14 protein-coding genes, 1 tRNA gene and 3 pseudogenes are annotated in these 16,204 nt (G+C 39.1%); 11 read left to right on the plus strand and 7 right to left on the minus strand.

The annotated features are described in order from the left end of the window. Positions 1-406: 406 nt before the first annotated feature. Positions 407-479, minus strand: a tRNA-Ile gene (locus tag H1P_RS21330). Positions 480-602: 123 nt separating this feature from the next. Here H1P_RS21330 and H1P_RS21335 point away from each other — a divergent pair. Beyond that, the gene (locus H1P_RS21335; RefSeq protein WP_144871135.1) at positions 603-1,283 is read left to right on the plus strand and encodes a hypothetical protein; all 681 of its coding nucleotides are present in this window, start codon (positions 603-605) and stop codon (positions 1,281-1,283) included. Positions 1,284-1,396: 113 nt separating this feature from the next. Continuing rightward, positions 1,397-2,800 carry a hemolysin family protein gene (locus H1P_RS21340; RefSeq protein WP_144871137.1) on the plus strand — a complete coding sequence of 468 codons (1,404 nt, stop codon included), beginning with the start codon at positions 1,397-1,399 and terminating at the stop codon, positions 2,798-2,800. Positions 2,801-3,044: 244 nt separating this feature from the next. Here H1P_RS21340 and H1P_RS21345 read toward each other — a convergent pair whose 3' ends face one another. From H1P_RS21345 to H1P_RS21355, 3 genes are read right to left on the minus strand one after another with little or no spacing between them, the layout of a single operon-like run. Then, positions 3,045-4,067: a ferredoxin family protein gene (locus H1P_RS21345; RefSeq protein ID WP_144871139.1), complete on the minus strand. Its 1,023-nt coding sequence runs from the start codon at positions 4,065-4,067 to the stop codon at positions 3,045-3,047. A gap of 9 nt (positions 4,068-4,076) precedes the next feature. Further along, positions 4,077-5,027, minus strand: a complete 951-nt coding sequence (locus H1P_RS21350) for an ABC transporter substrate-binding protein (RefSeq protein ID WP_144871141.1) — start codon at positions 5,025-5,027, stop codon at positions 4,077-4,079. Between the two features lie 59 nt (positions 5,028-5,086). Beyond that, complete coding sequence (locus tag H1P_RS21355) at positions 5,087-6,277, minus strand: energy transducer TonB (RefSeq protein ID WP_144871143.1); 1,191 nt, start codon at positions 6,275-6,277, stop codon at positions 5,087-5,089. 429 nt (positions 6,278-6,706) lie between these two features. Here H1P_RS21355 and H1P_RS21360 point away from each other — a divergent pair, with 429 nt between their 5' ends. From H1P_RS21360 to H1P_RS21395, 8 genes and pseudogenes are all read left to right on the plus strand, one after another. Next, complete coding sequence (locus H1P_RS21360; RefSeq protein ID WP_144871145.1) at positions 6,707-7,354, plus strand: MotA/TolQ/ExbB proton channel family protein; 648 nt, start codon at positions 6,707-6,709, stop codon at positions 7,352-7,354. After that, a complete protein-coding gene (locus H1P_RS21365) occupies positions 7,338-7,739 on the plus strand; it encodes an ExbD/TolR family protein (RefSeq protein WP_144871147.1) in 402 nt (133 codons plus the stop codon). Before H1P_RS21360 ends, H1P_RS21365 begins: the two co-directional genes overlap by 17 nt. An 11-nt stretch (positions 7,740-7,750) precedes the next feature. Further along, positions 7,751-8,782 carry a FecCD family ABC transporter permease gene (locus H1P_RS21370; RefSeq protein ID WP_144871149.1) on the plus strand — a complete coding sequence of 344 codons (1,032 nt, stop codon included), beginning with the start codon at positions 7,751-7,753 and terminating at the stop codon, positions 8,780-8,782. A gap of 43 nt (positions 8,783-8,825) precedes the next feature. Continuing rightward, positions 8,826-9,866, plus strand: a complete 1,041-nt coding sequence (locus H1P_RS21375) for a FecCD family ABC transporter permease (RefSeq protein WP_144871151.1) — start codon at positions 8,826-8,828, stop codon at positions 9,864-9,866. Between the two features lie 2 nt (positions 9,867-9,868). Continuing rightward, the gene (locus tag H1P_RS21380) at positions 9,869-10,720 is read left to right on the plus strand and encodes an ABC transporter ATP-binding protein (RefSeq protein ID WP_144871153.1); all 852 of its coding nucleotides are present in this window, start codon (positions 9,869-9,871) and stop codon (positions 10,718-10,720) included. A gap of 330 nt (positions 10,721-11,050) precedes the next feature. Further along, the gene (locus H1P_RS21385; RefSeq protein WP_186376069.1) at positions 11,051-11,359 is read left to right on the plus strand and encodes an AMIN domain-containing protein; all 309 of its coding nucleotides are present in this window, start codon (positions 11,051-11,053) and stop codon (positions 11,357-11,359) included. A gap of 212 nt (positions 11,360-11,571) precedes the next feature. Next, positions 11,572-12,036 (plus strand): annotated as a pseudogene (locus tag H1P_RS21390) (transposase); the annotation flags it as partial. A gap of 122 nt (positions 12,037-12,158) precedes the next feature. Then, positions 12,159-12,953: pseudogene (locus tag H1P_RS21395) on the plus strand (TonB-dependent receptor domain-containing protein); the annotation flags it as partial. A gap of 180 nt (positions 12,954-13,133) precedes the next feature. On the opposite strand, the gene H1P_RS36345 reads toward H1P_RS21395, so the two are convergent. Then, positions 13,134-13,286, minus strand: coding sequence for a hypothetical protein (locus tag H1P_RS36345; protein WP_186376070.1), 153 nt, complete (start codon positions 13,284-13,286; stop codon positions 13,134-13,136). A gap of 143 nt (positions 13,287-13,429) precedes the next feature. Here H1P_RS36345 and H1P_RS21400 point away from each other — a divergent pair, with 143 nt between their 5' ends. Beyond that, complete coding sequence (locus H1P_RS21400) at positions 13,430-14,083, plus strand: hypothetical protein (RefSeq protein WP_144871159.1); 654 nt, start codon at positions 13,430-13,432, stop codon at positions 14,081-14,083. A gap of 147 nt (positions 14,084-14,230) precedes the next feature. Here H1P_RS21400 and H1P_RS21405 read toward each other — a convergent pair whose 3' ends face one another. Then, complete coding sequence (locus H1P_RS21405; RefSeq protein WP_144871161.1) at positions 14,231-15,223, minus strand: iron-siderophore ABC transporter substrate-binding protein; 993 nt, start codon at positions 15,221-15,223, stop codon at positions 14,231-14,233. A gap of 303 nt (positions 15,224-15,526) precedes the next feature. Beyond that, a pseudogene (locus H1P_RS21410) lies at positions 15,527-16,075 on the minus strand (TonB-dependent siderophore receptor); the annotation flags it as partial. Positions 16,076-16,204: the final 129 nt, after the last annotated feature.

The raw sequence follows: 16,204 nt of genomic DNA on the forward strand, positions 1-16,204 counted from the left end.
TTTTTTTTGTTGGATTACTTTATCGCTAAACAAATCATGAAACTGCTTACTGCGAACTTGCACTGCTTGAAAAGGGACTATTGCAAAAATTTGTTACTGATGACAAATAATTCGTTAAGACAACACTAATTTGTTACTGATGACAAATTTAATGCACATACTAATCATTCAAAGTAAATACAGGTTTTGACAATATGGGCTAAGTGCGGTTTAATTACTAGTCTTTTTTTAGTTTACAGAAAAGACAAGTTTAGCTAAAGATTTTTTGAGGTTAAATAGTTACCTATTTTCTACCCGTGTGAGTATGTGGAAATAATAGATAACTGGGTAAATTCTTAGTATAATTCAGTTGAAGACTAGGCAGGTTATACCCCGACAGCCTAATTCTGATTACCCTTAAAATTGATGCAGGATGCAGGGGTTGAACCTGCCTGGGACGAATTATGAGTTCGTTGCCTAAACCGCTCGGCCAATCCTGCTGGTTATTGGCACATTCCCTGGTAGATGGAAAATCTGTTGGGGTTGCTTTCCTATATTATCCGATTATCCATTATATTGGTATCTTGAGCAATTGCAATTAATTTATCAAACTCAGCAATCGCATGAAACTGAAAGTAACTCTTCTGTTAGTATTGGCTATCCTGCTAATGATGCTTGGTGCTGGCGGTGCTAGTGCTTATATAGGATATTTAATGGGGAGAGAAGCCTTAAAAGTGGTGACTCAACCAGATACCGATTCTGAAAACAACGTAGCTCTAAAAAAGCCTTTGGGCGGTTCTCATAAAGGATTAAACATCATTCAAGAACAGACTATTCTGGTAAATGTTTATAACCATATTCAGCAGAAAAAAAACCCTTCAGCATCCAAAAAACAACCTTCAACCGATACAGAAGCCAATCAAAAATCAGAAAAGTCTAATAATCAAATCAAGCCCGACTCTTTTCCCCTCAGCAATCAATCTGGTGGTGTCACTATGGAAATTGCTAAGGCTAGTATAGAAGGTAATTCGGTTATGCTGGATGTCAACCTCAAAAACGAAAGTACTAAAGCTGTGCGCTTTCTTTACAGTTTTTTGGATGTGCGAGACGAACAAAATCGCCCTTTAAGTGCGATCGCTGATGGCTTGCCAGGAGAAATTCCCCCTAATGGCGAAAATTTTCCAGGACAATTTATTATTCCCGCCACATTGCTTAATGGTGCTCAAAATATTTCTTTAACTTTAAAAGATTACCCAGAACAAAAATTAATACTCCAATTAAACTCTATTCCTGTAGCGAAATAAAAAATAATTCAATTTTTGCCTTTATGTTAGATAAAAATGTAGTAAGAGTTTGTTATCGAAAAGTTTATGTCTTGTATCGATCCTATTGTTACTAATTTGACTCTAACTCCTCAATGACTGGACAAAATTTTCTACTTCTTTGCTTGGGCTTATTCTGCTTGATTGCCATCAACGCTTTTTTTACGGCTGCGGAATTTTCCATTGTTTCAGTTCGGCGATCGCGTATTAGTCAGTTAGTCAAGAGTGGTGATGTTCAAGCGCAAACAGTTCAATCTCTACAAAAAGGAATCGAACGCTTACTTTCCACAACTCAGTTGGGCATAACTTTATCTAGTTTAGCTTTAGGATGGATTGGAGAATCCACGATAGCTGTGATTATTGCTCGATTAATCGAGGATTTGCCCTTACCAGAAACAATGGTGAAATCTCTCTCCCACTCTCTAGCTATCCCAATCGCTTTTGTTTGTTTAGTCTATTTACAAATAGTTTTAGGAGAACTTGTTCCCAAATCTGTAGCATTACTTTATCCAGAGAAATTAGCTCGTTTTTTCGCACCTCCTAGCCTCGTAATTGCTAGTATTTTCCGTCCTTTTTTAGAAATTTTAAATAGTTCGACTCGCAGCTTATTAAAGCTATGCGGAATTAGATATACAGCGCAAGGATGGTATGAGCAATTAACAGCCCAAGAATTACAGTTGATTATTGCTACAGAAAAAGAGTCTACAGGCTTGGAGGCAAAACAAAGAGAATTACTCAACAATATTTTGAAATTTGGTGAAGTTACTGCTGTCGAAGCAATGATCCCGCGAACGCAAATTCAATTTTTGTCCCAAGAGGCTACCTTTGCTGAATTACTTCAAAAGATCGCTACAGAAGGGTATTTTCGCTATCCTATAATCGGTAAATCTTTAGATGAAATTCAAGGAATTATTGATTATAAAAGTTTGGCAATTCCCCTAGCAGAAGGTACTCTCGTTAATGATTTAGTTATTACACCTTGGATTCAGCCTGTTAAGTTTGTTTCTGAGTCTACACCCCTTAAAGAACTTTTATCTTTAATGCAGCAAGATCGGCAGGCTATGGTGATTGTAATTGACGATTTTGGCGGGACTTCTGGCTTAATTACTCTTCAAGACTTAATTACAGAAATTATTGGTAATCAAGACAATCCCACATTTCCAATTACAAAATCTTTTAAGAAAATAGATCGTAATACTTTTATTGTCTCTGCACAAATGAACATTGAAGACGTTAATGAAGGTTTAAAAATTGATTTACCTTCAGCAGATGATTATCATACCCTTAACGGATTTTTACAGGAAAAATGGCAAAAAATACCCGTTCAAGGAGAAATTCTTGATTACAATAATTTACAATTCACTGTCATTACTACAGAAAATAATCGCTTACAGCAAATAAAAATTAAACGTAAAGAATCTTACGATCAAAATACATCTAGTGGTAACTATGTAGCTAATCATAATATTGATTCTACTAATAAATGTAGCAATTCTTAGATTTATTAGAACGATTCCTGGTTGACCAACGGTCAGAGCGCTCCACCGTACAACGGCGGAGTCCCGTCAAGCGGGATCGAGATAATCTCTGACTGACAAAACTTGGGAAACAGCCTATTTAAAATAGGTTGAGTTAGTGGAGAGACGACCCATCGTCGAACAGATGGCGCAAACGCGGACTTACTTGCAATCGCTAGGTTGAGTCCCTATTTTAATATCTTAAGTTCTGGGATGTTCCAGTTCCTTATCGTTTCAGTTCTTGATTCAGCAACGCCCTTTTAACAACTAATTTTGGTATTTTAGAACTTTCTAATTTGTTGCAACTTGGGATTAGCTCGATAGTTTGGTTTTCGTCTTCAACTATTTCTGCTTGATAAGTATTTGTAAATTCATCAGGAGTTTGACAAACTAGTTCAATTTTATGGGAAGTCGGATCGCCATTTTCCTCGCTCACCTGACAACTAACCTGATAATCGAACCATTTCCATCCATGTTCCAAAAGCAATTGACGCTCTAAAACTTGTGCGGGTTTGGATAAGAGTCCCCAACCTCGGTAAACATTACTGAAACTATTAATATCTCCTTTGCGAGTCAAGATAGAAGTAAATATATGGCGATCGAGTCTGCCATACCATCTTCCCGAAGGGAGATCGATCGCAGTTGGTGCAAAACGATGACCGCCAAAATGACTACATTGCCAAATACGAATGTTCTCCAAAGCTAAATCAGATACAGTAGCTAAAGCTTCGTAATAAAAAGGCTTACCGTAGCGGGCGCAACAGCGATCGTGGCTGCCATGAGTACAGATTAAAATATCTCGCGTCGAACTTTCTACTTTGGTAGCGTGAGGTTGCTTACCTGTTAAACAATCTCGCACTACAGAAGTGACATCTTCGAGTTTTTCAAGTAGAAACTCTTGCTTGCTGTAGCTATTAGCTAATTCTTTTGGTTGGCGTTCAGAGAGACTCGGCCTTCTAACGGCGGAGCTTCTTCTGACTTCGTAAATTATTAATCTTGTACTATTTTCTTGCTTCAGTTTCTCGTTATATATAAGCAGAGGTCTGACTAATATTTTTTGCGACATCATTTCTTCGGCTAGCTCGAATGTTTTAGCTTTCATGCTTGGGGAAATAGCTTGAGATTCAAATAATTCTGCTGCCCAAGGTGGAGAACATTCAATTAGTACGTAATATTGATAATTACCCGCACTGCCGATTAATTCTTCATTTGCTTGACGGGATTCTTCAGCACAAAAAAAATTATTCATTTTACTTTTTTAGATTTTTATTAAATATTGAAATAAATCGTCGATCGCTTTGTTGGTGGCTAAAATACCATTGCCTAAAAACCAGGTATCAAAAGAGATCTCATAGACCCGATCTTTTTTAACAGCTTCCAACTGTGACCAAAGAGGGTGTTGCATGATTTTTGTGGATTGAGAGTTTTCGGGGTTATCTTGGAAATAAAAAATTACGTCCCCATCCATTGCCGAGATTGCTTCTATACTAATAGCTTGATATGACTTATTTTGATCTTGAGCAGTCGGTCGCTGTAAACCTGCTCGATCTAGAACATATCCAGCAAAAGACTCGTTCATATACAAACGTACTCGATAGGGTCGAAAACGAAGCACAGAAACTTCAGTGGTTGCTAGTTTTTCTCCCATCTGTTGCTGAAATTCTTGGAAACGATTGTCTAATTCCTGCCGAAGTTTCTCAGCTTGTTGAATTTTTCCTAAAGCCTCTCCGTGTAGAAACAGATTTTTTTCACTGGGATATTCTGTTAAAACCGTAGGGGCGATCTGCGATAATTGTTTAGAAATCGCTTGGTGTGTTTGTTTACTTCCTAAAATTAGGTCTGGTTTGAGAGCAAGAATTTTTTCTAAGCTGGGGCTGTCTGCATGACCAACATTAGTTATTCCTTCAGTTTTGTCTTGGAGATAAGCTGGAAAATTGCCATATCCATCACGTTGAGCGAACCCAGAAAAGGAAGAACCAACAGGTTTTATTCCTAAAGCCAGAGAATTATCTAATGCATTTGAAGTCAGAACAACTACTCGCTGGGGGTTTAAAGGAACAACTGTTTCCCCAAGAGCGTGTGTGACAAGTTTTCCGTTATCGGGAATTGGTGGTGAAACGGTAGGTTCAGAATTATAACAAGCTGCGACAAACACGAAGCTTAGAAGTGCTAAACAGAAAAATTTGAGAGCATTACGAAAGCTTTGCATAAGCTGTACTGGAAATTGATTGATTAACCATTAGTGATTCATCCTTCATTTAGAGGCTTTTAATTCTGCTGATGCTGTTCAATTCGCTCTCTAAACTTCCTTAACATCTCATCGTCTACTTCAGTTTCCAAAGGTGCGGGTTTGGGTACAGTTTGGCTATCTGGGATAGGTTGCTGCTGTTGTGGTTGTGTTTCTGACTGTTGTTCTCTTTGTTGCTGTTCAATTCTTGCTTCAGCTTCCTTTTCTCGTTCTAATTGTTCTTGACGTGCCTGTCTTTCCTGCTCTAACTGCTGTTGACGTGCTGCTTCTTGTTCTTGGCGTTCTTTTTCGGCTCGTTCTCGTTCTCGCTGTTGTTCGCGAGCAATGCGATCGTATTCCGAGCCAGCCACAGTAAAGTTAATCTTGACTTGGACTGACGCACTATTACCACCAGAAGGAGAACTAAATTTCATTTGTCTAGCTGCTAATAAAGCTTGACGATTTAGTTGGCTATTACTGTGAGCCGTAGCAATTGTCACACTAGTAACATTACCGTCGGGATCGATAATCAATTTTATCCCAGCACTGCCTTCTACTCCTTCTAATGACGCAGGATATTCAGGTTCGCAGTTACTGACACAGCTAATTGATTCACTAATACTAGGTTCTGGACTGGGTGGCGCACTATTAGTGGCTACTGTATCTGATACTTCTGAACTACTACTATCACTGTTAGCAGGAGGGGAATCTGAGCTACTAGAATTATTAGAGCTATTGCTCAAAGAAGTTGATTGGGAAGTATCTTCGGCTGGTGCGGAAATAACTGGTTGTGAGGGTGCTGGTGTTGGATTCGTTAAAACTTTTTGGGGAGTTGGTTTAGGTGGAGTTGTCTCGGGTTTGACTGGTTCTGGTGGTTTTACTGGGGGAGGAGGAGTTTCAGCTTTGACTGGTTCTGGTGGTTCTACTGGGGGAGGAGGAGTTTCAGCTTTGACTGGTTCTGGTGGAGGAGTTGGTTTCGGTTCTGGCTCAACTATTGGTTTCGATTCAACTTTAGGTATGGGCTCTGGTTTGGGCTTTGGTTGAGGTTTATCAACAATAATCATTTCTATTGGTTTTTCAGTTTTAGTCGGTGACTCGAGCGACCAATCCCGAAAACCATAGGCAAGTATGCCATGTAGCAATGCAGAGCCCCCCAAACCAAATATTAGTAATTTTTGGAGCCGTCGTTGTTCGAGCTTACGTTGTTGAATGCAGAAATCAGAAGTAGACATGATTAATAATTTTCTGACCAAAATCAATATTTATTACTCAAGCGGTATTGGGAGTTTATTGATATAGATTCTTATTATATAGGAATTATATTAACAAGATATTTTAAGCTTAGTTGTCAATAGATCGCATTTAGATCGATCGATGTTGACGCGACAAAAAAAAGACTTTTGGCACCCATTCCCCTAAATCTTGATCTGCTTTAAGTAGCAAAGTACTAATTTACTTATCTATATTAGGTTAAATTTCCGATTTAATGAATGCGAATATTCTCAACTTTAACTCCAGTCGAGATTTTTGCTCTGTGGAGTGTAAACCCAATGATTGTTGACATTGTTCCAAAAATAAATAAGAATAATTAGCAATATTTCTGGTAGGATTATTAATTAGTCAAATGATAATTCTTAGTAATTAATTGTGCAGTAGAGTTTATGTCGATTGACAATATTTGGACGGCAGGGGGCATTGTTAGCATTCCCTTACTATGTTTTTCGCTGATAGCAACCGCGTTAATTGTGGAAAGAGTAGTCTTTTGGGGGCGGATTATGCGCAAACAGCGTCGAGTAGTTAAAGAGGCTTTATCTTTATATCGCGCCGATCCGTTCAGTGCTGTAGCCAAACTGAAACAGAATGCTCAATTACCCATTGTTCGTATCTTTCTTGAAGCTTTAGAGTTAGAAACACCTACTCCTGATGAGTTTCGCTTGGCTTTAGATAGTGCTACTCAAGCGGAAATACCAACCTTAAGAAGATTCGGTACTTGGTTTCAAACCATCATTGCTGTTTCACCGCTTTTAGGACTTTTAGGCACGATTTTGGGTTTAATTCGTTCTTTTGCCTCTATTGAATTGGGTAATGCTGCTGCGACTAATTCGGCGGGAGTGACAGGAGGATTGAGTGAAGCCTTAGTTTCAACGGTAATGGGCTTGGTTGTAGCTATTTTTACTTTATTATTTGCCAATGCTTTTAAAGGTTTATATCTGCGGGAATTGGCGTTAATTCAAGAATATGGTGGTCAATTAGAATTACTATATCGTCGATTTCATCAAGGAGTAAGAGAATATGCGCCCTATAAATGAGCCAGAAGAGGGGTTTGAAATCAATATTTTGCCGATGATTGATGTTATCTTCTCAATTTTGGCTTTTTTTATCATTTCTACGCTGTTTTTATCACAATCGCAAGGTTTACCTGTTAATTTGCCTTCAGCACAAACGGCAGAAGCTAAACAACCCGAACAAATTAACATCACCATTGAAGCTGACGGAGAGTTGTTTATCGATCGCCAGTCTATAGAGCTTGATGCACTAAAAGGAGCATTAACTGAAAAGATCGTGCCTAATTCCGAGTCATTAGTAGTTATTAACGCCGATGAAAAAGTCGAACACGGAATAGTAGTCAAAGTTATGGATCGCTTGCGTCAAGTACCAGGGGCCAATATGGCGATCGCTGCCGATCGAGAATAGATTTAGAGATAATGACAATTACTGAGAACAAGTCATACTCACTCAAAACCAGAGGGCGTTTGCCACTGATTTTAGGGTTGCTATTGGGGGGATTTATTCTCTGGCTTAGTTTTATAGCTAGTGTTACCTGGGGTGCAGCAGATATCCCTTTTAAGGATATCTATCAAGCGTTTACCGCCTTTGATGGTTCTAGCAATCACTTAATTATTCGTACAGTCCGTTTACCGCGATCGCTGATTGCTCTTTTAGTAGGTGCAGCTTTAGCTGTAGCGGGTGCTATTATGCAGGGACTAACTCGTAATCCTCTGGCATCTCCTGGTATCTTAGGAGTCAATGCAGGAGCAGCTTTTGCCGTGGTAGTAGGGACGTTTATTTTTGGAAGCAGTTCTTTAAATATCTATGCTTGGTATGCTTTTGCAGGAGCAGCTATCAGTGCAATTACAGTCTATTTACTCGGTTCGGTTGGTCGCGGAGGACTCACCCCTTTTAACCTGACTATAGCTGGTGCTGCTCTTACCGCCTTTATTTCTTCGGTTACCAGTGGCATTCTTATTATAAGTCAACGCACCCTAGAAGAAATCAGGTTTTGGTTAGCTGGTTCAGTAGCTGGTAGAGATCTGAATTTGTTATTACAAGTCTTACCTTATATCTGTGTGGGATTAATTTTGGCGTTAGCTCTTAGTAGACAAATTACGATCCTCAGTCTGGGGGAGGATACAGCGAGGAGCTTAGGACAATCTACTATTTTAATTAAGATTTTAGCAGCTATTAGTATTATTTTACTGGCAGGAGCAAGTGTTGCGATCGCGGGACCCATTGGATTTGTGGGTTTAATTGTACCTCACATAGTTCGCTTATTAGTTGGGGTTGATTATCGTTGGATTTTACCCTATTCAGCGATTTTTGGCGCAATCATTGTCTTAATTGCCGATATCTGCGGTCGTCTAGTGGTTAAACCAAGCGAGCTACCTGTGGGGTTAATAATGCCTTTAATTGGTGCGCCTTTCTTTATATATTTAATTAGGTGGAAGCTTAAAAGGTAATGTTAACAATTAATTAATCATGGACAATTAACAATTTTGACTAATGACAAAACAGTGGTTAATTATTCGTCCTCAAGTACTACCGATTTCTTGGAAAAGCGATCGCCGAGTTCCAGGAGTGCTGCTGATTCTTACTCTGATAACTCTCGTAGCAATGGTCATTAGTGTCGGCTATGGAGAATATCAAATTGCACCTCTTGATGTAGTTAAAACTCTGTTAGGTTTGCCCACAACAAATGGGGATTATGCTTTTATTATCAACACTTTACGTCTACCGCGAACCATTGTCGCTTTTTTAGTCGGTGGAGGAATGGCGATCGCAGGAACGATTACTCAAGGCATTACGCGTAATCCTTTAGCAGCCCCTGGTATCATAGGTGTCAATGCTGGAGCAACTTTAGCTGCTGTTACTTTACTAGTTTTACTGCCCAATGCTCCCATTTCCCTACTTCCTTTCGCTGCTTTTGTTGGTGCGTTGACGGTTGCCTTATTAATCTATCTCTTAGCTTGGCAAGAAGGTAGTTCACCAGTTCGACTAATTTTAGTGGGTATTGGTTTTAATCTAATTGCTGGTGCTTTGACGAATTTAATGATTACTTTTGGGGAGATAAATAATGTTTCTCAAGCTTTAGTTTGGTTGGCGGGAAGTGTTTACGGACGTGGTTGGTCACAAGTCTTGGCTCTGATTCCCTGGATTGGTATTTTTGGAGCGATCGCTTTTTACCTAGCCAGAGAGTTAAATACTTTAAATCTAGGAGATGAAGTTGCTCGCGGTTTGGGTAGTCGAGTGGAGTGGCAGAGAGGTTTACTACTTTTAACCAGTGTCGCTTTAGCAGGATCTTCTGTGGCGACAGCAGGTGCAGTTGGTTTTGTGGGATTAATGGCACCCCATATCGGACGACAGTTAGTCGGAGCGTCCCATGAAGGACTGTTACCCGTAGCTGCCATGATGGGAGGAATGTTGGTAGTATGTGCTGATTTATTGGGTAGGGTAATGTTTGCACCCTTAGAACTCCCCTGTGGCATTATCACTGCTGTGGTGGGTGCGCCTTATTTCGTCTATCTGTTAATTAAAAATCGTTAATTATGAACCAAAATCGCTTTTTCCATCACCGCTTAGAAACCAAACAGCTTACTCTTGCTTATGATGGTGCGCCTGTAGTGCAAAATTTAAATTTAGGAATTCCTACAGGAAAGATTACCGTGCTAGTGGGTGCCAATGGCTGTGGGAAATCTACCCTCCTACGAGGACTCGCTCGACTATTAAAGCCAAAAAGCGGAATGGTTTACTTGGACGGAAAAGCGATTTTTCAACTTAATGCCAAAACTGTAGCCAAAAAACTAGGAATGCTGCCTCAGAGTCCTACTGCTCCAGAAGGATTAACCGTGCAAGATTTAGTGGCAATGGGTCGTTATCCCTATCAAAACTGGTTGCAGCAGTGGTCTAGTGAAGATGAACAAAAAGTCAAAGAAGCATTAGAAATCACTAACATGACCGAATTAGCAGACAGGGCTTTAGATAATCTTTCAGGTGGACAACGACAACGAGCTTGGATTGCAATGGTATTAGCTCAAGATACAGATCTTTTATTGCTAGACGAACCAACAACTTTTTTGGATTTATCTCACCAAGTAGAGCTTCTAGATTTGCTCTATGAACTCCACGAGCAGCAAGGCAAAACTATTGTCATGATTCTCCACGATCTTAATCTTTCTTGTCGCTATGCAGATTATTTGGTAGCAGTACAGCAAGGGAAGATTTATACTACTGGGACTCCAGAACAGGTAATGACCGAAGAGATGGTGCGAGATGTGTTTAATTTAGAATGCCGTATTGTTCCCGATCCTCTAGCTGATACTCCCATGTGTATTCCAATGGGAAGGAAAGTTAAGTTATCTAGCTCATGGGGTGACAAGCCTCCTAAAACCTTTTCCTAATTTGATTGGAGAGTAGTTAGTTCGTTTGATATTGCGATCGCTATGAGCAGAATTTTCTTTCAATTATTGAGATATTTTATTAATTAAATTCAAGTTTAATTAATAAATCGTCAGACAAAATTATCATTAAGAGGAAAAAAATTAATCTAGTGAAGTATCGTTTTTTTTCTAGTTCAGCTGCTAATATTCTTGACTATGTCAGTGTTTGAACCAGTTGTTGCTGAAGAATTGAATCAACTATCAAACCAGATATCAAGTCGGAAACCTAATCATAATAAATTGTAACAAGATGAGAAAAGTAAATTCTCTACTTCTGCAACAGATTTGCTAGTGCAGAATAATCCTTCTGAAGAAATCGTGAAAGTTACAGGCGTAAACCTCGAACGCACCGATGAAGGCTTACAAATTATCTTAGAAACTGAAACAGGACAACAGTTAGTTCCCTTAATTCTCCCTGAAGGAAACAATTTAGTTATCGAGGTATTAGATGCCATTCTAGCCTTACCAACAGGAAATGAGTTTAGAGAAACCAATCCCACAGCAGGCATAACCGAAGTTAGCGTTACTCAGGTAGATGACAGTACCCGTATTTCTCACAAAATAGCGATTGCGTTCTGCCAAAAAGCCTACCGCATCTAGGTTTGACCCTGGTGTTCGCTCCTGCGGAAACACGACAGAGTGTGGTGAGAGTTCCTGCCGACATCAAAATCAATTAAACTGGGCGCAAAAAGCAATTTATTTGGCGTAAATATCCCATCAATATATTCATTTTTTGCTCTAAAATTTCTTGAAATAATAATAGTAAAAGCAGATATAATTCAGATATAAAAGTAATTTTTATTATCTAGTTTATGACTCCCAGTTTGACTCATTATTTTGCCAAACAACTAAGTTTTGGAAGTATAGAAGGAAGAAAAGTAATTGCTAATTTTGAAGGAGGAAGAATTACCTCAAATGCAGGAATCGTGTTGATGGCGGAGTTAGACAAAAAGCTGAAAATTACTTCTCGTTTTGCCGAATGTTTCCAAGATTATCGAGACTCATCTTATGTGAATTATTCAGTTCATCAATTATTGGCACAAAGAGTTTATGGCATTGTTTTAGGTTATGAAGATGTTAATGATCATGACAAATTGCGTAACGATCCAGCATTAGCTATCGCCTTAGAAAGACTCAATTACATTGATTTAAATGAAGGTATTTTGGCACCGAATAGTACAATTAATCGCTTAGAGTATTGTCCAGAAACAATTATTAATCAACAGTCAAGCCGTTACCATAAAATCGAGCATGACCCCAAAGAAATTGAAAAAGCTAGGAAGGATTGAAGTTACCAATGGCCCAACTGCCATATATGGCGGTCAAGGAACAGGAGGTGTAGTTAACATTATCACTCGCACTCCTACCGAAGAAGGCTGTAGAGGGAGGAGATCAAAACCCAGATGACTTTGTTTTCAATGGGGGTATTGTCTATAACTTTACTGATAACGTAGGTGTATTCGCCAATATTGGTCAGGGTTTTTTCATCCCCGATGTCGGTCGTGTTTTACGCCGACCAAGTTTTGACTCTGTGGATACTGGTTTAGAATTAACTGAACCGAGTAAAGTTACTGAATATGAGCTTGGCTTCCGAGGTAACTTTGACAACGTACAATTTACTGTATCGGGATTTTTTAACTATTCAGACAATGGTTCGAGTTTAACTCCCAATGAGGAAACAGGTCTTCTAGAACTAGAGCGATCGCCTCAAAGAATATATGGTGTTGAAGCAAGTCTGAATTGGCAACCAAGCCAAGCATGGTTAATTGGGACTACTTTTGGTTGGTCTGAAGGCGAAAACGATCCAGAAGATGATGGGGATTTTCTTCCTCTTAATAGCGGAGAAATTCCACCATGGAGTTTGACTGCTTTCGTAGAAAATGAAACACTACCAGGTTGGCGCAATCGCTTACGGTTTTCCTATGTTGGCGATCGCGAGACTGCTTTTGATGAAGGAGTCGATGGCTTTCCTATAGAAAGTTATCTGTTGGTAGACCTGATCAGTCGTGTCTCGATTGGAGCAGGAGAGTTACAAATTGGGGTAGAGAATCTTTTTAACAATCAATATTTTCCCGCTAGTTCGCAATTTCTTGGTGGTACTAGCAACCCAAATATTCCCGATTTTCCCTTTGACGAAAATTTTAGGGCTGGTAGAGGTACTACCCTCAGTGTTTTATATAGTGTTGATTGGTAAACTTCGCTCTTAAACGAAAAATCTCTTAATTTCTCTCAGCAACCTGAGAAATTAGAAAAACTTTATACTGAAGTTAACAGTTATCATGAACTACTCAAGGCTACTCCGCTTCGCTGTGTTGAGCCTTGGGTTTATGTGTTCTGAGTTCCTCGGCGAAGTTACTCGCCGTCCTACTCGAAGCTAGGGGTTAATGCTCTCGTCTGCCCTACCACTGTCTAACTTATCTGTGGGATCTGCTTGGCTCTTAGCTTGAGCTTCCTCTACTAGTTCGTTATAAGATTGTTGGGAAATAGAAATAGTTATATAAATCTCATCGGCTAAGCGCGATCGCACTTGACAATATTCTGTAACTTAATAAAAATAATTTTCATTATTATAAAACGCAAATGCTTAAAATAAGCCTAACTGTATTCATCTAGCTATAATAAGTCTATTGAGGAGTTGTATACTTCACACAACTCAAAAGGATTGCAGTAATGAGCATTTATAGTCGCGGATCTGGTCAAAATCATTTCAATCGACATCGCTCTAAATGGGGATCGAGCTTCTTAGGTGCTGCTATGGCAGTTACTTTATCGCTCCAACCAGCTATGAGTGGCGAAAAAAGCGGACAACTAGCGATATCGGCGACTGACTATCCCATAGTTGAATCAGCAAATTTAGATACCAATTTAGATGTGCCTTGGTCTGAACCTGTTATAGTTCAAGACCCCTTTGAAGGAGAATTTATCGGCATCTTTGATCGCCATTTCTTTTCTAGTCGCGTGCTAAATACCAGTGCCAGATTAGAAGTAGTTAGTTTGTGGAGTTTAGATACAGTTCGTTTCTTATTAGCCTATCGCGATCGCGATTGTAATTTTGGTTCTACTTTTTACCACCAGACATTAAGCAGAGATTGTTTGGCATCTAATGCTGCACTTAAAATCACCGATGTTTATCTCAAACTGGGTGAAGAAGTTTTTCGTCTTGAAAGTAACAATAGTAGATTTGAAGTAGATGAAAAGCTGGCAACGGCATTAAAGAACTCGCCGAGTGGCAACGTAGACATTCGTTTAATTGTCGAAAACGGGGAAACAGTAGACAGCGAGATTGGTGAAGAAACTGTCAAAGCGTGGCAATTCATTTATTAAATGTTGAAATAAATACATAGATAAAGAACGAGCGCATAATTTTCCCCAAAAATTTTTAACTGCGATCGCATTAAGAGATAAGCAAGTTTTCAAGAAGTGCAATCGCGCCAAGTTTCCCACTAAATTTCAGACAATTCTGCGATCGCTTTAGGAAATAGAGAAAGAATTGAAGAGATATTGTTCGAGGTCATCGAGAATAGCGTTTGCTGCCATGATATTTCCCAGATACCAGTAACCTGAATCTACTGTATAGACGTGATCGTGTTGAACGACATTTAGCTTTTGCCACAGTGGGCTTCCTTGATACCGTTGGAAGTTGTCTTCTGAGTCTGGATCGAGCATAACAAATAGAACATCTCCATCTATTAATTCTAATTTCTCTAAGCTAATAGATACTGAAAATACATCTTTGTTCGTCGCAAAAGGTAGTTGTTGGGGTGGTGCAGAAATTCCTGCTTCCTCAAAGATAGTGCCAGCAAATGAAAAAATGGTATCAAATTGAACGTTTTTATCGGCATAAAAGCGAATAACTGAAACTGTCACGTCTCCCAGTTGTTCCTCTATAGCCTTGCGGAGTTTAATAACTCGTTGTTCATATAGAGCGATTGCATTTTGAGCTTGTTCGATTCGATCTAAAATTTCTGCTACTTTTAGTAAAGAGTCTTTCCAAGTACCATCAAGATATTCAAGTTCAAGTTTAACTGTGGGAGCTATTTGAGAAAACAACTCATACTGTTGCAAGTTCATAAAAAAACCGACAATTAAATCAGGATTTAACTCCGCTATCTTTTCTATATTGATTTGAGAGCCTTTACCCAAGGAAGTTACGCCTTCTGCCTTTCCTTTTAACTGCCGTCCTCTCTTACCTGCAATATTTGGTTCGGCTGTGGCAATTGGTTTTACGTCCAACCCTAATACAGCATCTAAAGCAATCTCATCCGTAACAATGACCCTTTGTGCGTTAAGAGGAACACAAGTTTTACCAAATTGATGCACAATCATTCTACAGTCAGAATTTTGAGATCGTGTTTCTGGAATATTCGCCTGTTGAGTATTTTTACTGTGGCAAGCTGTAACTATAATAAAAGAGAAAACTAATAACAGGCATACCTTAAGATAACGATACAGTCGATTTTTCATTTGATAGTATTACTGTAAAGTAGCAGGGTGAAATTAAACATAAATAAAGTGATATACTCCCATTACTTCCGTAAACGGTAAGTGTGGGCTTCTTCTTCGACTAATATAGTCGTCGAGCATTTTATAATAAATAGTTTTATAGTCATTCCAATTAATTTTATTATGGTATTTTTGTATTGATAGCAAGGTTGAATCTTACTCGCTACTCGTTACTTTTTTAAAAGATCATCTGGTTTCTATTTGGAATGACTATAGTTCTCCCCCCACTTCCCTGCACCTCGGCACCTCTGCTTTTTTTGATCTTTAAAATTCCAATGAAATAGAGCCAACTACAGTAAAAGGATCGCCTGGAAAAACTCGCAAATCATTTTGTGCAAACTCGAAATAATCGATGTCAAATAAATTTCTAAAATTAACCGAAGTGCGTAACTTACCTCTTTCATAGAAAATAACTGCATCGGTACGGGTGTAGCTGGGTACGGTAAATGAATTATCTAAATCTCCCTGACGTTCTCCCACAAAAAAGATTCCTCCACCAAAACCCAATCCTTGTAAGCTGCCTCGTTGTATTTCATAACTCGTCCATAAGCTGATGGCATTTTCAGGAGCATTATTTAAGCGGTTGCCTGATTCAAAGTTATTGTTTTCGGTAATCTTGGCATCGGTATAGGCATAACCAGCAGTAATATTCCATCCTGGTAAAATTTCTCCTGCAACTGATAGTTCGATACCTTGACTGTTTTGCTCACCTGTTTGGATATCAAAGTTAGGATTATCGGGATCTTCCGTTGTGACGTTAGAACGAGTTAGGTCGTATAGAGCTAGGGTAGCAGATAGGCGATCGCTAATGTCCACGAGAGAAAACCTGTACAAAGTTGGACAGGCTTCTCTCAGCTAAGGGCGCGAAGGGGGCTTCAATAGACAATAAATTTAGTGGGTAAACAGATTAATAAAAATACAAGCCCCCTTGCGCTGGGGCGA

The sequence above is a fragment of the Hyella patelloides LEGE 07179 genome (genome assembly GCF_900659865.1).
Classification (GTDB): Bacteria; Cyanobacteriota; Cyanobacteriia; order Cyanobacteriales; family Xenococcaceae; genus Hyella; species Hyella patelloides.

Excerpts from the sequence above, each read along its gene's own strand:
- H1P_RS21335 (WP_144871135.1), top strand. The coding sequence starts at position 603 with ATGAAACTGAAAGTAACTCTTCTGTTAGTATTGGCTATCCTGCTAATG.
- H1P_RS21340 (WP_144871137.1), top strand. The coding sequence starts at position 1,397 with ATGACTGGACAAAATTTTCTACTTCTTTGCTTGGGCTTATTCTGCTTG.
- H1P_RS21345 (WP_144871139.1), bottom strand. The coding sequence starts at position 4,067 with ATGAATAATTTTTTTTGTGCTGAAGAATCCCGTCAAGCAAATGAAGAA.
- H1P_RS21350 (WP_144871141.1), bottom strand. The coding sequence starts at position 5,027 with ATGCAAAGCTTTCGTAATGCTCTCAAATTTTTCTGTTTAGCACTTCTA.
- H1P_RS21355 (WP_144871143.1), bottom strand. The coding sequence starts at position 6,277 with ATGTCTACTTCTGATTTCTGCATTCAACAACGTAAGCTCGAACAACGA.
- H1P_RS21360 (WP_144871145.1), top strand. The coding sequence starts at position 6,707 with ATGTCGATTGACAATATTTGGACGGCAGGGGGCATTGTTAGCATTCCC.
- H1P_RS21365 (WP_144871147.1), top strand. The coding sequence starts at position 7,338 with ATGCGCCCTATAAATGAGCCAGAAGAGGGGTTTGAAATCAATATTTTG.
- H1P_RS21370 (WP_144871149.1), top strand. The coding sequence starts at position 7,751 with ATGACAATTACTGAGAACAAGTCATACTCACTCAAAACCAGAGGGCGT.
- H1P_RS21375 (WP_144871151.1), top strand. The coding sequence starts at position 8,826 with ATGACAAAACAGTGGTTAATTATTCGTCCTCAAGTACTACCGATTTCT.
- H1P_RS21380 (WP_144871153.1), top strand. The coding sequence starts at position 9,869 with ATGAACCAAAATCGCTTTTTCCATCACCGCTTAGAAACCAAACAGCTT.
- H1P_RS21400 (WP_144871159.1), top strand. The coding sequence starts at position 13,430 with ATGAGCATTTATAGTCGCGGATCTGGTCAAAATCATTTCAATCGACAT.
- H1P_RS21405 (WP_144871161.1), bottom strand. The coding sequence starts at position 15,223 with ATGAAAAATCGACTGTATCGTTATCTTAAGGTATGCCTGTTATTAGTT.